The organism is Croceivirga thetidis (genome assembly GCF_012272815.1).
Taxonomy (GTDB): Bacteria; Bacteroidota; Bacteroidia; order Flavobacteriales; family Flavobacteriaceae; genus Croceivirga; species Croceivirga thetidis.
This window is the reverse complement of sequence record NZ_JAAWWL010000001.1, coordinates 222,616-238,741: the sequence shown is the minus strand read 5'-3', so window position 1 is coordinate 238,741 and position 16,126 is coordinate 222,616. Positions and strand designations below refer to the sequence as shown.

9 protein-coding genes and 1 riboswitch are annotated in these 16,126 nt (G+C 39.6%); of the genes, 8 read left to right on the top strand and 1 reads right to left on the bottom strand.

Annotation, left to right across the window (positions count from 1 at the left end; genetic code table 11):
* Positions 1-104 precede the first annotated feature (104 nt).
* The 3 genes from HCU67_RS01100 to metK all read left to right on the top strand — a co-directional run bounded on the left by HCU67_RS01100 (position 105) and on the right by metK (position 5,086).
* Positions 105-944: a GLPGLI family protein gene (locus HCU67_RS01100; protein WP_168550768.1), complete on the top strand. Its 840-nt coding sequence runs from the start codon at positions 105-107 to the stop codon at positions 942-944.
* Between the two features lie 41 nt (positions 945-985).
* Positions 986-3,673 (top strand): carboxypeptidase-like regulatory domain-containing protein, encoded by a 2,688-nt coding sequence (locus tag HCU67_RS01095; protein WP_168550767.1) that lies wholly within the window; start codon positions 986-988, stop codon positions 3,671-3,673.
* Positions 3,674-3,832: 159 nt separating this feature from the next.
* Entirely contained in the window at positions 3,833-5,086 is a 1,254-nt protein-coding gene (gene metK, locus HCU67_RS01090; RefSeq protein WP_168550766.1) for a methionine adenosyltransferase, read from the top strand.
* Between the two features lies 1 nt (position 5,087).
* Here the strand turns inward: metK and HCU67_RS01085 are convergent, their stop codons facing one another.
* Positions 5,088-6,020 carry an ion channel gene (locus tag HCU67_RS01085; RefSeq protein ID WP_168550765.1) on the bottom strand — a complete coding sequence of 311 codons (933 nt, stop codon included), beginning with the start codon at positions 6,018-6,020 and terminating at the stop codon, positions 5,088-5,090.
* Between the two features lie 159 nt (positions 6,021-6,179).
* Between HCU67_RS01085 and HCU67_RS01080 the strand changes: the two genes are divergently transcribed.
* The 5 genes from HCU67_RS01080 to HCU67_RS01060 all read left to right on the top strand — a co-directional run bounded on the left by HCU67_RS01080 (position 6,180) and on the right by HCU67_RS01060 (position 16,113).
* The gene (locus HCU67_RS01080; RefSeq protein ID WP_168550764.1) at positions 6,180-8,111 is read left to right on the top strand and encodes a CocE/NonD family hydrolase; all 1,932 of its coding nucleotides are present in this window, start codon (positions 6,180-6,182) and stop codon (positions 8,109-8,111) included.
* Between the two features lie 69 nt (positions 8,112-8,180).
* Complete coding sequence (locus HCU67_RS01075; protein WP_168550763.1) at positions 8,181-10,511, top strand: molybdopterin-dependent oxidoreductase; 2,331 nt, start codon at positions 8,181-8,183, stop codon at positions 10,509-10,511.
* Positions 10,512-10,629: 118 nt separating this feature from the next.
* Positions 10,630-10,729, top strand: a riboswitch (SAM riboswitch).
* A 126-nt stretch (positions 10,730-10,855) separates the two neighbouring features.
* Entirely contained in the window at positions 10,856-12,154 is a 1,299-nt protein-coding gene (locus tag HCU67_RS01070) for an O-acetylhomoserine aminocarboxypropyltransferase/cysteine synthase family protein (protein WP_168550762.1), read from the top strand.
* 173 nt (positions 12,155-12,327) lie between these two features.
* Complete coding sequence (thrA, locus tag HCU67_RS01065) at positions 12,328-15,711, top strand: bifunctional aspartate kinase/homoserine dehydrogenase I (protein ID WP_168550761.1); 3,384 nt, start codon at positions 12,328-12,330, stop codon at positions 15,709-15,711.
* A gap of 45 nt (positions 15,712-15,756) precedes the next feature.
* Positions 15,757-16,113 carry a GIY-YIG nuclease family protein gene (locus HCU67_RS01060; RefSeq protein ID WP_345890682.1) on the top strand — a complete coding sequence of 119 codons (357 nt, stop codon included), beginning with the start codon at positions 15,757-15,759 and terminating at the stop codon, positions 16,111-16,113.
* Positions 16,114-16,126: the final 13 nt, after the last annotated feature.

Below are 16,126 nucleotides of genomic sequence, written 5' to 3'. Positions count from 1 at the left end.
AAGTTGGTTCCGGTTAACACTCGTTAACGTTGGTTAACCCTTTTCTCAATTCTGATGCCCCAATTTTGATCCAGACAAAAACGAAAACAATAACACATACTATTATGAAATATCTTTTAATTCTATTGGTCCTGCCTTTAACACTACATGTTGTTCCAGCGAATGCCCAAGAATTTACCGGTTTTGCAACCTACAAATCGGCTTCGAAAATGTCGATAACAATGGATAGTACACAAATTTCTTCCAATGAGCAGAATTTGATCAATCAACGCTTAATGCAAGCCATGCAAAAAGAGTACAAATTGACTTTCAATAAATCAGAATCAAATTGGAAGGAAGTCGAAAAATTAGAGAATGATGCAGCTGGAGGTGGTGTAGAGATTGTTATGATTGGAATGGGTGGTGGTAATGATGGATTGCTTTACAAGAATACCAAGGACAAAAACTTCGTGGAGTCAACAGATAGTTTTGGGAAACTTTTTCTGATTTCAGGCGAGCTTGAGCCTTATGAATGGGAAATGACATCTGAAACCAAGCAAATTGGGCGATATACCTGTTACCAGGCCATAGCAAAACGGGAGACAACCCAAATCAGTATTTCTGATGTCAATGGAGAAAAAGAGGAAAAGGAAGAAACGAAGATTCAAACGATAACGGCATGGTATACTCCTGAGATACCAGTAACCCATGGGCCAGATGACTACTGGGGCCTGCCTGGACTAATTATGGAAATCAATAATGGTAATCGGGTCTTGGTTTGTAATAAGGTGGTATTGAATCCAAAAGAAGATGTTGCCATTGAAATTCCATCCAAAGGAAAAAAAGTTACCGATGAAGAATATGAGGTTATAATGAAGGAACAAGTTGAGAAAATGAACAAGATGTATGGAGGAGGAAAACGTAAAGGAAATGGGGCAAACATTGAAATAAAAATAGGCGGCTAATCAACGTCTTTTCCCAGTAATTCAAACAAAACAATCAAAAAATGAACGGTCTTCTTTCAAAGCTTCTATGCGGGGCGCTCACTGTATTTTGTCTTAGTCTAAAAGCACAAAGTATCAACATCACAGGTCAAGTGCTCGATACTACAAACGCCCCGCTAGAACTTGCAAATGTTATAGCCCTGAAAAAGCGTACAAAAGGTATTGCTTCTTATGGCATTACCGACAACAATGGTAGGTTTCAATTGCGTTTAGAGAAGGATAGTCTGTATACGCTTAAGGCCAGTTATTTGGGTTTTGAAACCTATGAAGAAGACTTTAAGGCAGTAGCTAATCAAGAAAAAATATTGATCCTGCAGCCCTCAGCCAATGAATTGGAAGGAGTGGAATTGGTCGAGGAATTCCCAGTAACCGTCTCGGGAGATACAATTACCTATAACGCAGATTCTTTTACCACAGGTAAGGAAAAGAAACTGGAAAATGTATTGGAAGAATTACCTGGCTTTGAAGTTACTGATGAAGGAGAAGTAAAAGTGCAGGGCAAAAAAGTGGAAAAAGTGCTGGTTGAGGGTAAAGAATTCTTTGATGGCGATACCAAAATGGCCACCAAGAATATTCCGGCAAATGCAGTGGATAAGGTCCAAGTTTTACGTGATTTTAATGAGATTACACCTTTGAAAGGGGTTAGCGATAGCGATGCATTAGCCCTAAATATTAAACTGAAGGATGGCAAAAAAAACCTTTGGTTTGGAGATGTATCGGCAGGTATAGGGCCAGATGGCCGTTATTTGGTACATCCTAACCTTTTCTATTATTCACCGAAAACCAGTTTTAACTTTATTGGTGATGCAAACAACATTGGGGAACAAGCTTTTACCCTACAAGACTATTTCAGGTTCAATGGCGGTTTGGCTAGTTTAGGGCGGCGTTCGGGCTCCACCTTACGACTTTCAAATGACGATATTGGCCTCTCACTTTTGCAAAACAATAGAGCGCAGAATATTGAGACCCAATTGATGGCCCTAAATTTTAATCATATGCCCAATAAAAAATGGAAGTTTTCGGGATTCGGAATTTTTTCTGATGTGGATACTGATTTAGCAAGTGTTTCCAATAGAACCTATATCCGTGAAGAAGGTGATAATCAAGAAACCTTAAATTCAAATACACTACAGACCACCACTTCAACTTTACTTAAGCTTTCGTCGACCTACACCCCAAATACCCAATGGTATTTGACCTATGACGGATTTGTAAAAGGTGCTCAGATTCAAGATCGAGCGAATTTGTTATCAGAATTTGAGTCTTTTAGTAATGATATCGTATCAAATAATTTAAGACGACCTTTTTCAATTGAGCAGAACTTGAATGCTTTTTTCGCAAAGGATGAGAAAAATGTATTCTCCCTTGAGTCCAGTTATCTTTATAAGCAGCAGCGCCCTGATTACGACTTAACTACCACTCAGCAACCTTTCGTTGGAACCATCCCTTTGAATTCCAATGGTATTTTTAACCTATTTCAAGAACAGCGAATTATAACCAATAAAATTGATGCTGAGCTGAATTATTATCGAGTACTCAACAATACGAATCATCTAAATTTTAAATTGGGAACTTCAATCAATGGCCAAAGAATGCGCTCTTCAATTGCTGAACGCCTTGAAGATGGTTCTGATATAGTATTGCCCGTTCCTCAGTTTGGCAATCAGGCACAGTTTGATTTTTGGGATGTTTATTTGGGTCTTTCGTATCGAGCCAAGCTTGGAAAGTTAACTTTGAGTCCAGGTTTGAATTTTCATATTTACGATACTGCAAATACCCAATTTGAGGAAACTTTTGAGTTGGACAAAACCTTGTTATTACCTCAATTGCGAGCCAAGTTTGAGTTTAACAGTTCGCAAAGCCTGCGATTAGACTATGGTATACAGGCAGAATTTGCTGATATCAGAAATTTGGCACAAGCAACTTTACTTTCAGGTTACAACAGTTTAATTGCTGGAAATCCTGAATTGCGCAACGCATGGTACCATAACCTTTCACTGAATTATTTCAATTTCAGTATGTTCAATTTTACAAATATCAATGGGGGCATGAGTTACCAGAAGCGATATCAAGCCATTACAAATACGCTTCGATTTGTTGGTTTAGACCGTGAATCCACTCCAATTAATATTGACGAACCCAATGAGACTTTTTCACTTTTTGGCAATTACGAACGTCGATTCCCCTATATGAAAGGGCGCTTTGAAGCGAATGTATCGTATTCTAAGTTCAACAATGCCATAGACGGGCAAGCCAATTTCAACCGGTCGTTTACCCAAAATTATAAGTTGTCACTCGAAACCCGTTTTAAAGAAGCTCCAAACGTAGAAGTCGGTTTTGAAAAAATCTGGAACGACTATGGAACAGTGAACATAGATAACCGTTTTGTTACTGATAGACCCTTTGCAAATATTGAAGCCTATTTCGTGAAAAGCTTTGCCCTGACCGTAGATTACCAATACAACGCCTATCGAAACAGGGCAGGAGGGGTTAGTAGCTATTATGACTTCTTAAACGCAGCCTTATATTTTGAAAAAGAAGATAGTCCTTGGGAGATTAAATTATCAGGACTTAACCTCTTGAATACGGCTTCAATTCGGCAAGATGCCTTTAGCGAAAACCTAATTAGTACCTATGAATACTTTGTTCAGCCGCGCTATTTTATGCTGAGCATCAAATATTCACTTTGATTTTTTTGGAAAGGAAAAAAAGATTGAAAGATTTCCTATTTTTGGCATCCGTTAATCGAGGATAGATTTGACTGATTGCAACCTCTGAAAAAAATGCTAAAAAGTGGTGTAAACTTCTTTGTTGGCTTCCGTCAAATCTTTCCAGACAAATTATATTGAATGCCTTATTTATTTACATCGGAGTCCGTAAGTGAAGGACATCCAGATAAAATTGCTGATCAAATTAGTGATGCCTTATTGGACAACTTTTTGGCTTTTGATTCCGACAGTAAAGTAGCCTGTGAAACCTTGGTTACCACTGGGCAGGTTGTGCTTGCCGGTGAAGTTAAAAGTGGCACCTACTTGGATGTGCAAAATATCGCGAGGGAAGTCATCAATAGAATTGGGTATACCAAAGGGGAGTACCAGTTTAGTGGTGATTCGTGTGGTGTAATTTCATTGATTCACGAACAATCACAAGACATTAACCAAGGTGTGGATAGAGCTTCAAAAGAAGAGCAAGGTGCGGGAGACCAAGGTATGATGTTCGGCTATGCCTCTAAAGAGACCGATAACTACATGCCGTTGGCTCTGGATATTTCACATCGGATTTTGGAGGTGTTGGCTGATTTGCGCAGAGAAGGAAAACAAATACCGTACTTAAGACCTGATGCAAAGGCACAGGTGACTATCGAATATTCCGATAACAATGTTCCCCAACGTATAGATACCATTGTGGTTTCAACCCAACATGATGATTTTGATGATGATGATAAAATGTTGGCAAAAATCAAGCAGGATATCATTGAAATTTTAATTCCTAAAGTTAAATCGCAATTTCCTTCACACGTACAAGACTTGTTCAATGAAGCGATTACCTATCACATAAATCCCACTGGAAAATTTGTGATTGGTGGTCCTCATGGTGATACGGGTTTAACAGGACGAAAAATAATTGTGGACACCTATGGCGGTAAGGGAGCTCATGGTGGGGGTGCTTTTAGTGGTAAAGACCCAAGTAAGGTAGATCGTAGTGCAGCTTATGCAGCCAGACATGCAGCAAAAAATTTGGTTGCAGCCGGAGTTGCCGATGAAATATTAGTACAAGTTAGTTACGCAATTGGGGTGGTGGAACCCACCTCTATTTTTGTAGATACCTATGGTACTTCGAACCTTGGTTTGAGTGACGGTGAAATTGCGCAGAAGGTTTCGCAGCTATTTGATATGAAACCCTACGCTATAGAAACACGTCTTAAACTACGGAATCCTATTTATCAAGAAACTGCTGCCTATGGACATATGGGCAAGGAACCAAAAATGGTCACTAAGGTTTTCGAATCACCTTATAATGGCCGTGTTGAGAAGGAAGTCGAGTTGTTTACTTGGGAAAAACTCGATATGGTTGAAGAGGTGAAAGCAGCCTTTAATATGTAGCCTACGTATTTAACGCTGCGGTTTCGGTTTCATTTAAGCGGCCTATATCAATGGTGATGCCGTTATTTTCACGTTTTACTGCATAGACAAATTTTTCTCCCCATTTGATTTCGGTCGCCTTGTACGAAGAGCGTGAATACACGCTTTGAGAAGTCGTTTCATCAAAAGCCTTCATTGAAACAATGAATTCACAGTCTTTTTGTGTGAATTGTTCTTTGGTTATACCAAACAATGGACTGTCTTCTGTAATCGGATGAACAATAGTCCACATGTAGGGCATATAAGCAACTTTATCACGCTCCAAATCCAACGAAAAGAAATCACGAAGCTCTGAGTTTTCCCTTTTCATGGCTACGTTTAACTGCACTTCCAATTCCAATAGGTGATTATTTTGAGGATTGACCACCCGAAACATAAAACCATTGCTATCTTGATAAGGCGCAATAACTGCATTTTCACTGTACTGAATCATGGTGGACGGTCTTGAAAAACGACCATAAAGTAGACCAGTGGCAAGAGCAAAGCCCAAAAGACCCAGCATTGATTCAATGGCTGCAATGGTATTTGCTAAATTTCCTATAGGCGCAACACGCCCATAGCCTAGTGTGGTTATGGTCTGAGCGCTAAAAAAGAACGATTCAATAAAACCCTTGAAGGTTGAGGTAGGTTTGATGCCAGTAAGGTTCTCAACGCCAATTAAGGTATATGCAGATGCGAAGATGATATTAACCGTGAAGTACCACAAAAGAATCGCCCCTAAGAACTTTCCCCATGGCATGGTAATCAAAGTGTGAAAAAAGTTTAATCGTTCAAAAAACGGAACATTTATCTTTTTTACATTGAACGAACCATCTTTGTTTATAGATCTATAACCTCCAACGTCTTCTTTTGTACCTAAACCTAGGTCATTGTATTTCGTCTTTTTTTTAGCCATTACGTTTGCACTTTTGAGTTGCAAAAGGTCAAAACTTTTCTTGTTTTGAACTGAGATTCGCAGGTTTAAGGTTCAAACTTATTGAAAAGCATTAGATAAATAAAAATGGTTGTAGACTTGGAATTCTTTGTAGCTTTAAATCCAATAAAAATAAAATTCATGAAGTCAATCTTGCGAATCACGGTAATCACATTTCTATTGCTCATTTCCTTTCAATCCTGTAAAAAAACAGTAAAACAAGAGGTGGTCGAAGAGAACTATGCCGCAGAAAACTACACTAAAAAAGAGGTGGCTATTGAAATGCGCGATGGTGTCAAATTGTACACTACAATTTACTCGCCAAAAGATACTTCGCAAGAATATCCCATTGTAATGCAGCGCACCCCATACAGCTCCAGACCATATGGTGAAGAAAACTTCAGACCTCAAATAGGTCCAAATATTAATATGATGAAAGAAGGGTATCATGTGGTTTATCAAGATGTTCGAGGTCGATGGAAAAGTGAAGGGCATTATGAAAATATGCGGGCTTATATTCCCAATAAAACAGATAGTACCCAAGTCGATGAAAGTTCAGATACTTATGATACCATAGAGTGGTTGGTCAACAATGTGGAAAACAACAATGGTCGAGTTGGTCTCTGGGGAATTTCCTACCCTGGTTTTTATGCTACTTACGGCACTATAGACCCGCATCCTGCATTGAAGGCATCTTCTCCACAGGCTTGTATTGGTGATTTCTTTTTTGATGATTTTCACCATAACGGGGCATATTTGTTGAGTTATTTTCGAGCAACCTCGCTTTTTGGAACTCCAAGGCCAAATGGAGACCAGCCTATAGATACGGCATGGTATTCCTTGCCTGATATTGGTACGGAAGATCAGTATGATTTTTTCTTGGAGAAAGGTTCACTCAAAAATTTGAATTCCTTCTTTGAATATGGTTTAAAAGATGAGGTTTCAATTTCTCCGGATGAGATGACCGATGATTTCTTTTGGAATGAATTGAAAGAGCACCCGAATTACGATAAACTATGGCAAAGTCGCGGATTGATTCAACATTTAAAGAATACCAAATCTCATGTAGCTACTATGATTGTTGGTGGTTGGTTCGATGCAGAAGATTTATATGGTCCTCTAGAAACCTACAAGAACATTGAAAAATATAATGAAGGCGCATATAACACTATGGTTTTTGGTCCTTGGGACCACGGCCGTTGGGCAAGGCGTAGCGAACGTAACTTGGTAGGTAACTATTATTTTGGTGATGGTATTTCAAACTTTTATCAAGACACTATTGAAACGAAATTCTTTAACCACTTTTTAAAAGGTGAAGGTGATGGCAATACTGGCTTGCCAGAAGCTTATGTTTTTGATTCTGGTAGCAAAGAATGGAGTGAAATGCCGGCTTGGCCACCAACAGAAGCTGTAAAGCAGCGAATGTACCTTTCTGAAGATGAAGTATTGTCTACAGAACAAGATGGTTCTAATGCAATTCAGTTTGTCAGTGATGTGAATAAGCCAGTGCCGTATTCTGAAGACATTAAATCCGTTTTTACACCCAGAAAGTACATGACCGATGATCAGCGATTTGCTGCGCGCCGCTCCGATGTTTTGGTTTTTGAAACGGAGGTTCTTGAGGATGATTTGACCCTTGCCGGACCCATTATGGCTAATTTAAAAGTGGCCACAACAGGAACTGCCGCTGACTGGATTGTCAAAATCATTGATGTTCACCCTGATGATGTAGAAACCAATGAAGAAATGCAAGATCACCTAAAAATGAGCAATTACCATTTAATGGTGCGAAGTGAAGTTTTGCGCGGGCGTTTTCGAAATAGCTTTTCGAATCCAGAGCCGTTTACACCCAACAAAAAAACCGATGTGAATATCAAGTTGCAAGATGTTTACCATACGTTTAAAAAGGGGCATCGATTACAAGTTCAGGTGCAGAGTACTTGGTTTCCTTTGATTGATTTGAATCCGCAGACCTATGTGGAGAATATTTTCAAAGCAGATGAGGATGACTTTAAGAGCCAGACTCATACAGTATTTTCCGATTCAAGTTTGGAGTTTTCGGTGTTGCAATAAAATCAAAACCATTCACCAAGATTTCTGCCTATCTTTAAGGGATAACCTAACTCAAAATTTCCCCTTAGGATGTCAGAAAATATTCAGCAAACCGCCTGTATCATTTGTAATGTCAATTGTGGAATCTTGGTCCACCAAGACGCTGATGGCAATTTTACAAAAATCGAGGGTGATAAATCCCATCCGACCTCCAAAGGGTATATATGTCAAAAAGCCACAAGGCTTAATTATTATCAAAAGCAGTCGCGATTGACAAGTCCTTTAAAAAGAACAAAAGACGGTTCTTATCAGGAAATTACTTGGGACGTTGCAATTCAAGAAATTGCGGATAAGTTGGTTCACATACGTAATAATTATGGTGGCACCAGTATAGCCTATGCAGGTGGAGGTGCCCAAGGAAACCATATGGGCGGTGTTTATGGTGCCATGCTTAGAAATGCCTGTGAAACACCCTATTTGTATGCCTCATTGGCGCAAGAAAAGACAGGCAATTTTTGGGTCAATGGCTATTTGTTCGGTCGGCAGAATACAAATTATTGTGAGGCCGTTGGCGAGGCTGAATATGTTTTTATTATAGGTGCCAATCCTATTCAGGCCCATGGTTTTCCCAAAGCAAGACCGGTTATCAATGAGGTTTCCAAAAACCAAAATAAGACCCTAGTGGTTGTTGATCCAAGACGAACCGATACAGCTAAAAAAGCGGATATTTTTTTACAGGTCAAATCGGGCAAAGATGCCTTTTTGCTTTCGGCCATGTTAGGTTATATTATTCAGAATGGCTTGGAAGACAAAGAATTCATCGCAAAGCATACCGTCGGTTTTGATAAAATAAAGCCACATTTTGAAAATATCCCCTTAAAAATCTACGCCGAAAGTAGTGGTATTTCCCTGGAGCAAATCAAGGAAGTTTGCGAAGGAATTGCAAAGGCAAAAACCTTTGCTGTGCGCTCAGACCTTGGAATCGAGCAAAGCCACAACAGTACGCTCAATAGCTATCTGGTCAGGTTACTTTTTCTAATTACCGGCCATTTTGGAAGGGAGGGTACAAATTGCCTTCACAATTTATTTTTCCCATTAGTCGGTCATTCCAAGGAACCTGAAGAGGGTGGACCCGTGACCCAAGTTACAGGTATGAAGGGTATAGGTAAGTTGTTTCCACCCAATATTTTGCCTTTGGAAATAGACACCGACCATCCTAAAAGAATTCGCGCTTTGATTGTGGATAGTGCTAATCCCGTCGCAACTTATGCCAATACGAACGCGCAACGAGAAGCTATGAAAAAGCTTGACCTTTCGGTTGTTATAGATGTTGCCATGACCGAAACAGCCCAAGAGGTAGATTATGTCTTGCCCGCACAATCCCAATTTGAAAAAATGGAGGCTACCTTTTTCAATTTGGAATTTCCGAATAATTTCTTCCATCTCCGTCATCCTATCAGCACCCCTTTGCCTAACACTTTGGACGAACCTGAAATTTACCATCGGTTGGTTACGGCAATGGGTGAGCTGCCTAATTCTTTTCCGGTTTTGGCCTTTATGGCCCGATTGGACAGAATGATGCCCAACTTAAAAATTTTACCAATGGCCTTGGCAGTTACCCTCAAGTTCAAACCCAAATGGAAGAAATATCAATTACTTATATTAAAAGAAACCCTAGCCAAAGCATTGCCCTTCAAAAGAGCAGCAGCTGCTGCTTTCGTTTGGGTTGCCTCCCACATTTTTGTAACCAAATATCAGAAACAAGTTCAACGGGCTGGGTTTAAGGGCAAGGGTTATGCCCTAGGAGAAAACCTCTTTAAAAAGATTTTGGAAAGTAAATCTGGTTTAATAATAAGCAAACATACCTATGAGGAAAGCTGGGAACTTGTGCGGCATAAAGACAAAAAAATTCATTTAGAAATTCCTGAAATGCTGAACTGGTTGGATAAACTTCCCGAATCCAAAGAAGAAGCGAAAAGACCAAAAAAGTATCCATTCACCTTACTGGCCGGTGAGCGTCGGCAATATAATGGTAATGCGCTGTTTCGAAATCCCGAATGGCGCAAGAATGATGTGGAGGGTGTTTTAAAAATAAACCCAGAAGATGCCAAAGAATTTGGTGTTGAAAATCGCGATTGGGTGCAGCTTACTTCAAGGACAGGCCATTTGAAAATTCAAGTTTGGTTGACAGATGAGGTTCCCCAGGGCATGCTTTCTATGCCCCACGGCTATGGATTTACGTACCCTGGTCATGATGAGAAAACAATGGGTGCCTTGGTAAACGTTTTGACATCAACCGAAGATTGTGATCCTTTGGCGAAAACACCTTACCACAAGAATGTTTATGTGAAGCTAGAGAAAATAGATTTTGTTCAAGAATTGAGTAAGAAAGGGGATAAGATTGCCGAACCTGCGATTTAGACTACTTTTTTCATTATCCCATAAAATCACTAGGTTTTTGTGAATTTTTTCCAAATCATTAGGATATTACAGTTGCCTGCCTTTATATTTGTCCCAATAAGTTCAAACACGTATTGAATAGTTATCAAGAAAGGTGGAGGGAATAGACCCTACGAAGCCTTAGCAACCCTCGTCTGCGAGAAGGTGCTAAATTCTATCCCATTGGGAAAAGATAGCAATCATCGAATTTTTCGATATTCTCTTTCTTATAACTTTTTGATTATGTCCACCTTAGGCGGACTTCGTGTTTTTTAGTATTGTGCCCTGAGCGTAGTCGAAGGGCTTAACTCTTTAAAAACAGAAACATGAGCGATCAAAATTTTTCTAAAGCAACAAACGCCCTACATGCAGGGCACGACGTAAGTCAAACCAGTGGAACAAGGGCTGTTCCTATTTTTCAATCCACTTCGTATGTTTTTAACAACACCGACCATGCGGCCAATTTATTTTCATTGGCCGAGCTGGGTTTTATTTACACGCGATTGAACAATCCGACCAACCAGATTTTGCAAGAACGTCTCGCTGCAATTGAAGGTGGGGTAGGTGCCGTAGTTTTTGCCTCCGGTACTTCAGCAATTTCAACCAGTTTACTGACCTTGTTACGAACAGGTGATCATATTGTAGCATCGAGCAGTCTTTATGGCGGTACCTTCAATTTGTTGAATGTAACCTTACCGAGACTTGGTATTACCACCACTTTTGTCGATCCTGAAGACCCAGAAAATTTTGGTAAAGCCGTTCAAGAAAATACCCGAGCCATTTTTGTGGAATCCCTAGGTAATCCCAAATTGGATGTGTTGGATTTAAAAGGAATCTCAGCACAGGCCAAAGTAGCAAAAGTTCCTTTTATTGTAGATAATACGGTAGCTACACCAGGATTATTGAACCCAATTGAACATGGAGCTAATTTGGTCATTCATTCATTGACAAAATATATCAATGGTAATGGAACTGCACTTGGTGGGGCTATTATCGATGCAGGTACTTTTGATTGGGCCAATGGTAAATTCCCAGAGTTTACCGAACCTTCTGCAGGATACCATGGTTTGGTATATCACGAAGCTTTGGGAGCAGCAGCATTTACATTTAAATTGATTTTAGAAGGTTTACGTGATTTCGGTGGTGCTTTAAGTCCTTTTAATGCCTTCCAAATTATTCAAGGATTGGAAACCTTGGATGTTCGTATCAAACAGCATAGCGCTAATGCGTTGGCCCTGGCCAAGTGGTTGCAAGATAGAGATGAGGTGGCTTGGGTAAATTATCCTGGTTTGGAATCCAGCAAATACAAGGCACTAGCTGATGAATACCTTCCAAAAGGCCAAAGTGGTTTGGTGACTTTTGGGGTTAAAGGCGGTTTTGAAGCAGCGAAACAGTTGACAGATGCAACCAAAGTTTTCTCTTTATTGGCGAATATCGGAGATACGAAATCATTGATTATACATCCTGCCAGTACTACCCACCAACAGTTATCTGAAGAAGAACAATTAAGTACAGGTGTATCACAAGATTTGATTCGACTTTCTGTGGGCCTTGAGGATATTGAAGATTTAAAATCAGATTTAGAAGCAGCCTTTGCTGCAATCGACAAATCAGTTTTAGCATAAGTCAATGTCACATCAAGTGCAGTCTAGATGTCTTAAAAGGTTCTGGACTGCACTTGAATATTTACTAAAAATAAATGAATAGGTTTCCTCTCCTTGGGGAGAGGATTAAGGTGAGGGGATATTAACCCCTCATCCCAACCTTCTCCCGAGGGAGAAGTAGTTATTTTGAAGGAATGCTCCCAACTTTAGAACTCAAACAATTTTCCACGCTTAGTGGCCATACCCAAGACATTAAATTGTCATACGAGGTATTCGGACAACCCTTGAAATCAGCCCCAATTGTACTGGTGAACCATGCCTTGACCGGTAATTCAGATGTAGCCGGTGAAAAAGGCTGGTGGTCCGATTTGATTGGGGACGGAAAAAGTATCGATACCAGAAAATTTACGGTGCTGGCCTTCAATATTCCAGGCAACGGATATGATGGTTTCCTAATTGACAACTATAAGGATTATGTTGCCGGAGATATCGCCAGAATTTTTCTTGAAGGATTGGCCTTACTTGAAATTGATACCCTTTTTGCCATTATTGGGGGTTCCCTTGGTGGTGGCATTGCTTGGGAAATGGCGGTGTATAAACCTGAAATTACCGAGCATCTTATTCCTGTAGCCTCAGATTGGAAATCAACTGATTGGCTTATTGCAAATTGTCAGATTCAGGAGCAAATATTGAACAATTCAAAAGAGCCTGTAAACGATGCTCGTATGCATGCTATGTTGTGCTATCGTACCCCGGAGTCGTTCAAAGAGCGCTTTCAGCGTAGTACTAATGAAGAGCTGAATGTTTTTAATGTAGAAAGTTGGTTGATGCACCATGGGCAAAAGCTGCAAGAGCGTTTTCAATTGTCGGCATATAAACTGATGAATCAATTGCTGAAGACCATAGACGTGACCCGCAATGGGGACGAAGGGTTCAAAAAATTACAAAACAGTTCGGTCAAAATTCACATCATTGGGGTGAATTCCGATTTGTTTTTTACGGCAGAAGAGAATAAGGAAACCTATCGTCGCATAGCACAGACCAATCAAAATGTAACCTATGGTGAGGTGCAATCTGTGCACGGGCATGATGCATTTTTAATGGAGTTTCATCAATTAGAGAACCTTCTCAAGGATGTGTTTCCCAAAGACGATTCACAAAAGCTCTGGAAGATTTTAAAATTTGGCGGTAAGTCCTTGGCCAATGGTGAGGGGATTAAAAATGTTATTTCGATTATAGCCGAAAAAAAGAAGCAAGGGGAACGTATTGCATGTGTTTTATCCGCAAGGGGAAAATCAACGGACCAATTAGAAGCCTTATTGGAACTCGCTGCCGACGCTAAGAACTATACCGAAGAACTTAAAACCTTTGAGACCTATCAAAAAGAGGGTCTTGACCAATTCGATATTTCAAGTGAACTGGATTTGCTGAAACAGAAATTGGAAGGTATTGCCTTGATTGGGGATTACAGTTTAAAAACCAAGGATGCAATTCTTGCCCTTGGTGAATTAATTAGCCATCGATATGTTTCGGAATCCTTGGCTGCAATTGGTGTAAATGCTATACCTGTAGACACGCGCATACTATTTACAACAAATGACGATTATGGTAACGCAGAAATAGTAGAAGGGGTCTCAAAGACCAAGACCATTCAAGAATTTGAAAAGTACCAAAATGGTCAGGTTCCCATTGTTACCGGATTTATTGCATCTAACGAAGTAGGTGAAACCACCACCTTGGGTAGAAATGGAAGCAATTATTCTGCAGCACTATTGGCGAATTATTTAGATGCCGAAGAACTGCTAAATTATACCCACGTCAATGGCATTTATACGGCAAATCCTGACCTCGTCAATGATGCACAGATAATTGAAAACCTTACGTATAGCGAAGCCAATGAATTGGCCAATTTTGGAGCTTCCATCTTACATGCAAAGACTATTATTCCGTTGTTGGAGAAAAATATTCCTTTGCGGATAATGAATACCTTCAATCCAGAATCCCAAGGAACTTTAATTAGTGCCAAGTCTAATAACGGAGGCATTAAATCAATTTCGGTTATTGAAGACCAAGCCTTGGTTAATCTTGAGGGTAGGGGACTTTTGGGTAAGATAGGTGTTGATGCACGAATCTTTAATAGCTTGGGCAAGCGAAATATTAATGTTGGAATCATTTCGCAAGGCTCGTCGGAACGTGGCATTGGGCTTTTGGTCAATGCAGATAGAGCAGAAGATGCTAAAAATGCACTACGGGATGAATTTGCGATTGATTATACCTCCAAAGACGTTAGTGCCATCAAGATTGAAAAAGATGTGGCGGTAATTTCTATTGTTGGAGAGGACTTGAGTTCATTTCACAAGCCATATAGCGCCTTAATAAAGAATAAGATTACCCCCTTACTTTTCAATAATACATTCTCAGGTAGGAATGTGAGTTTGGTGTTGCACAAGAATGATTTGAATAAAGCTTTAAATGTAGTTCATGGCCAATTGTTCGGAATCTCGAAAAAAGTAAATCTGGCCATTTTTGGTCATGGTTTGGTTGGTGGAACACTTTTGGACCAACTATTTGAATCAAAGGCCGAAATCGAGAATAGAAAGGATATTAGTTTAAATGTTTTTGCCATCGCCAACTCAAAAAAGGTACTACTTTCAAAAGAGGGTGTTGGAAATAGTTGGAAAAAAGAATTGGAGCAATCAGGTAAAGCATATGAACTTCAAGATATCATTGATTTTGCCCAGGCCAACCATCTAGAGAATTTGATAGCAGTTGATAATACCGCAAGTGGAGAGTTTGTTAAACACTATCCCAAATTTATAAATGCAGGTTTCGATTTGGTTTCCTCAAATAAAATTGCAAATACCTTAGGATATGATTTTTACGATGATATTCGAAACGCATTACGTCAAAACCAAAAACAATATTTGTACGAAACCAATGTGGGTGCAGGTTTGCCTTTAATTGACACGATTAAGCTATTACATCTCTCTGGGGAAAATATCACCCGAATCAAAGGGGTATTTTCAGGGTCTTTAAGCTATATTTTCAATAGCTATTCAGAACAGGATGTTCTTTTTTCTAAGGTGGTTTTGGAAGCAATGGAAAAGGGATTTACCGAACCGGACCCAAGGGAAGATTTATCGGGTAATGACGTCGGCCGAAAGTTATTGATATTGGCACGTGAACTGGACTTGCATAATGAATTCAACGACATTTCAATTGAAAATTTGATTCCACCAGAATTGGAAGTTATCAGCAAAGAAGAATTCATTTCAAAAGTACAAACGTTAGATGCAAAATTTAAAGAAATCAAGGCACAACAAAAACCGGGTCATGTGCTTCGCTATATTGGTGATTTACATGGAGACCTACAGCAAGATAAAGGGTTGTTGGATGTTAAGTTGGTTTCCGTACCAAAAAGCAGTGCACTTGGTCAAGTAAAAGGCTCTGATTCCATCATTGAGATTTATACGGATTCCTATGGTGAAAAACCTTTGGTTATTCAAGGTGCTGGGGCTGGTGCAGCAGTTACGGCACGTGGAGTTTTTGGTGATATTTTAAGAATAGCAGAAAAGTGATAGCTTCGACTTTATTTAGCTGTTGAAAATTGAACTTGTCGGTCATTGAGCGAAGTCGAAATGACCTTGAGACTTAATAAAATTATGAAAGGCTATGTTTACATTTTGGAGTGTTCAGATGGTACTTACTATACCGGAAGTACAGTCGATTTAGATAAAAGAATTGAACAACATCAAGATGGTAGGGGAGCAAATCATACTAGGAAGAGGCTACCAGTTAAACTGGTTTATGTTGAGGAGTATTTAAATATCGCTTCGGCATTTGAAAGAGAAAAACAAATTCAAGGTTGGTCAAGATCTAAAAAAGAAGCTTTGATTAATGGGAATCTGGAAAACTTGCCAAGTTTGGCAGAATGTCAGAATGAAACACATTACCGATTATTTAAGGAAAGTAAAAACTAGTGCCTTCGACTAC

Excerpts from the sequence above, each read along its gene's own strand:
- HCU67_RS01100 (WP_168550768.1), top strand. The coding sequence starts at position 105 with ATGAAATATCTTTTAATTCTATTGGTCCTGCCTTTAACACTACATGTT.
- HCU67_RS01095 (WP_168550767.1), top strand. The coding sequence starts at position 986 with ATGAACGGTCTTCTTTCAAAGCTTCTATGCGGGGCGCTCACTGTATTT.
- metK (WP_168550766.1), top strand. The coding sequence starts at position 3,833 with ATGCCTTATTTATTTACATCGGAGTCCGTAAGTGAAGGACATCCAGAT.
- HCU67_RS01085 (WP_168550765.1), bottom strand. The coding sequence starts at position 6,020 with ATGGCTAAAAAAAAGACGAAATACAATGACCTAGGTTTAGGTACAAAA.
- HCU67_RS01080 (WP_168550764.1), top strand. The coding sequence starts at position 6,180 with ATGAAGTCAATCTTGCGAATCACGGTAATCACATTTCTATTGCTCATT.
- HCU67_RS01075 (WP_168550763.1), top strand. The coding sequence starts at position 8,181 with ATGTCAGAAAATATTCAGCAAACCGCCTGTATCATTTGTAATGTCAAT.
- HCU67_RS01070 (WP_168550762.1), top strand. The coding sequence starts at position 10,856 with ATGAGCGATCAAAATTTTTCTAAAGCAACAAACGCCCTACATGCAGGG.
- thrA (WP_168550761.1), top strand. The coding sequence starts at position 12,328 with ATGCTCCCAACTTTAGAACTCAAACAATTTTCCACGCTTAGTGGCCAT.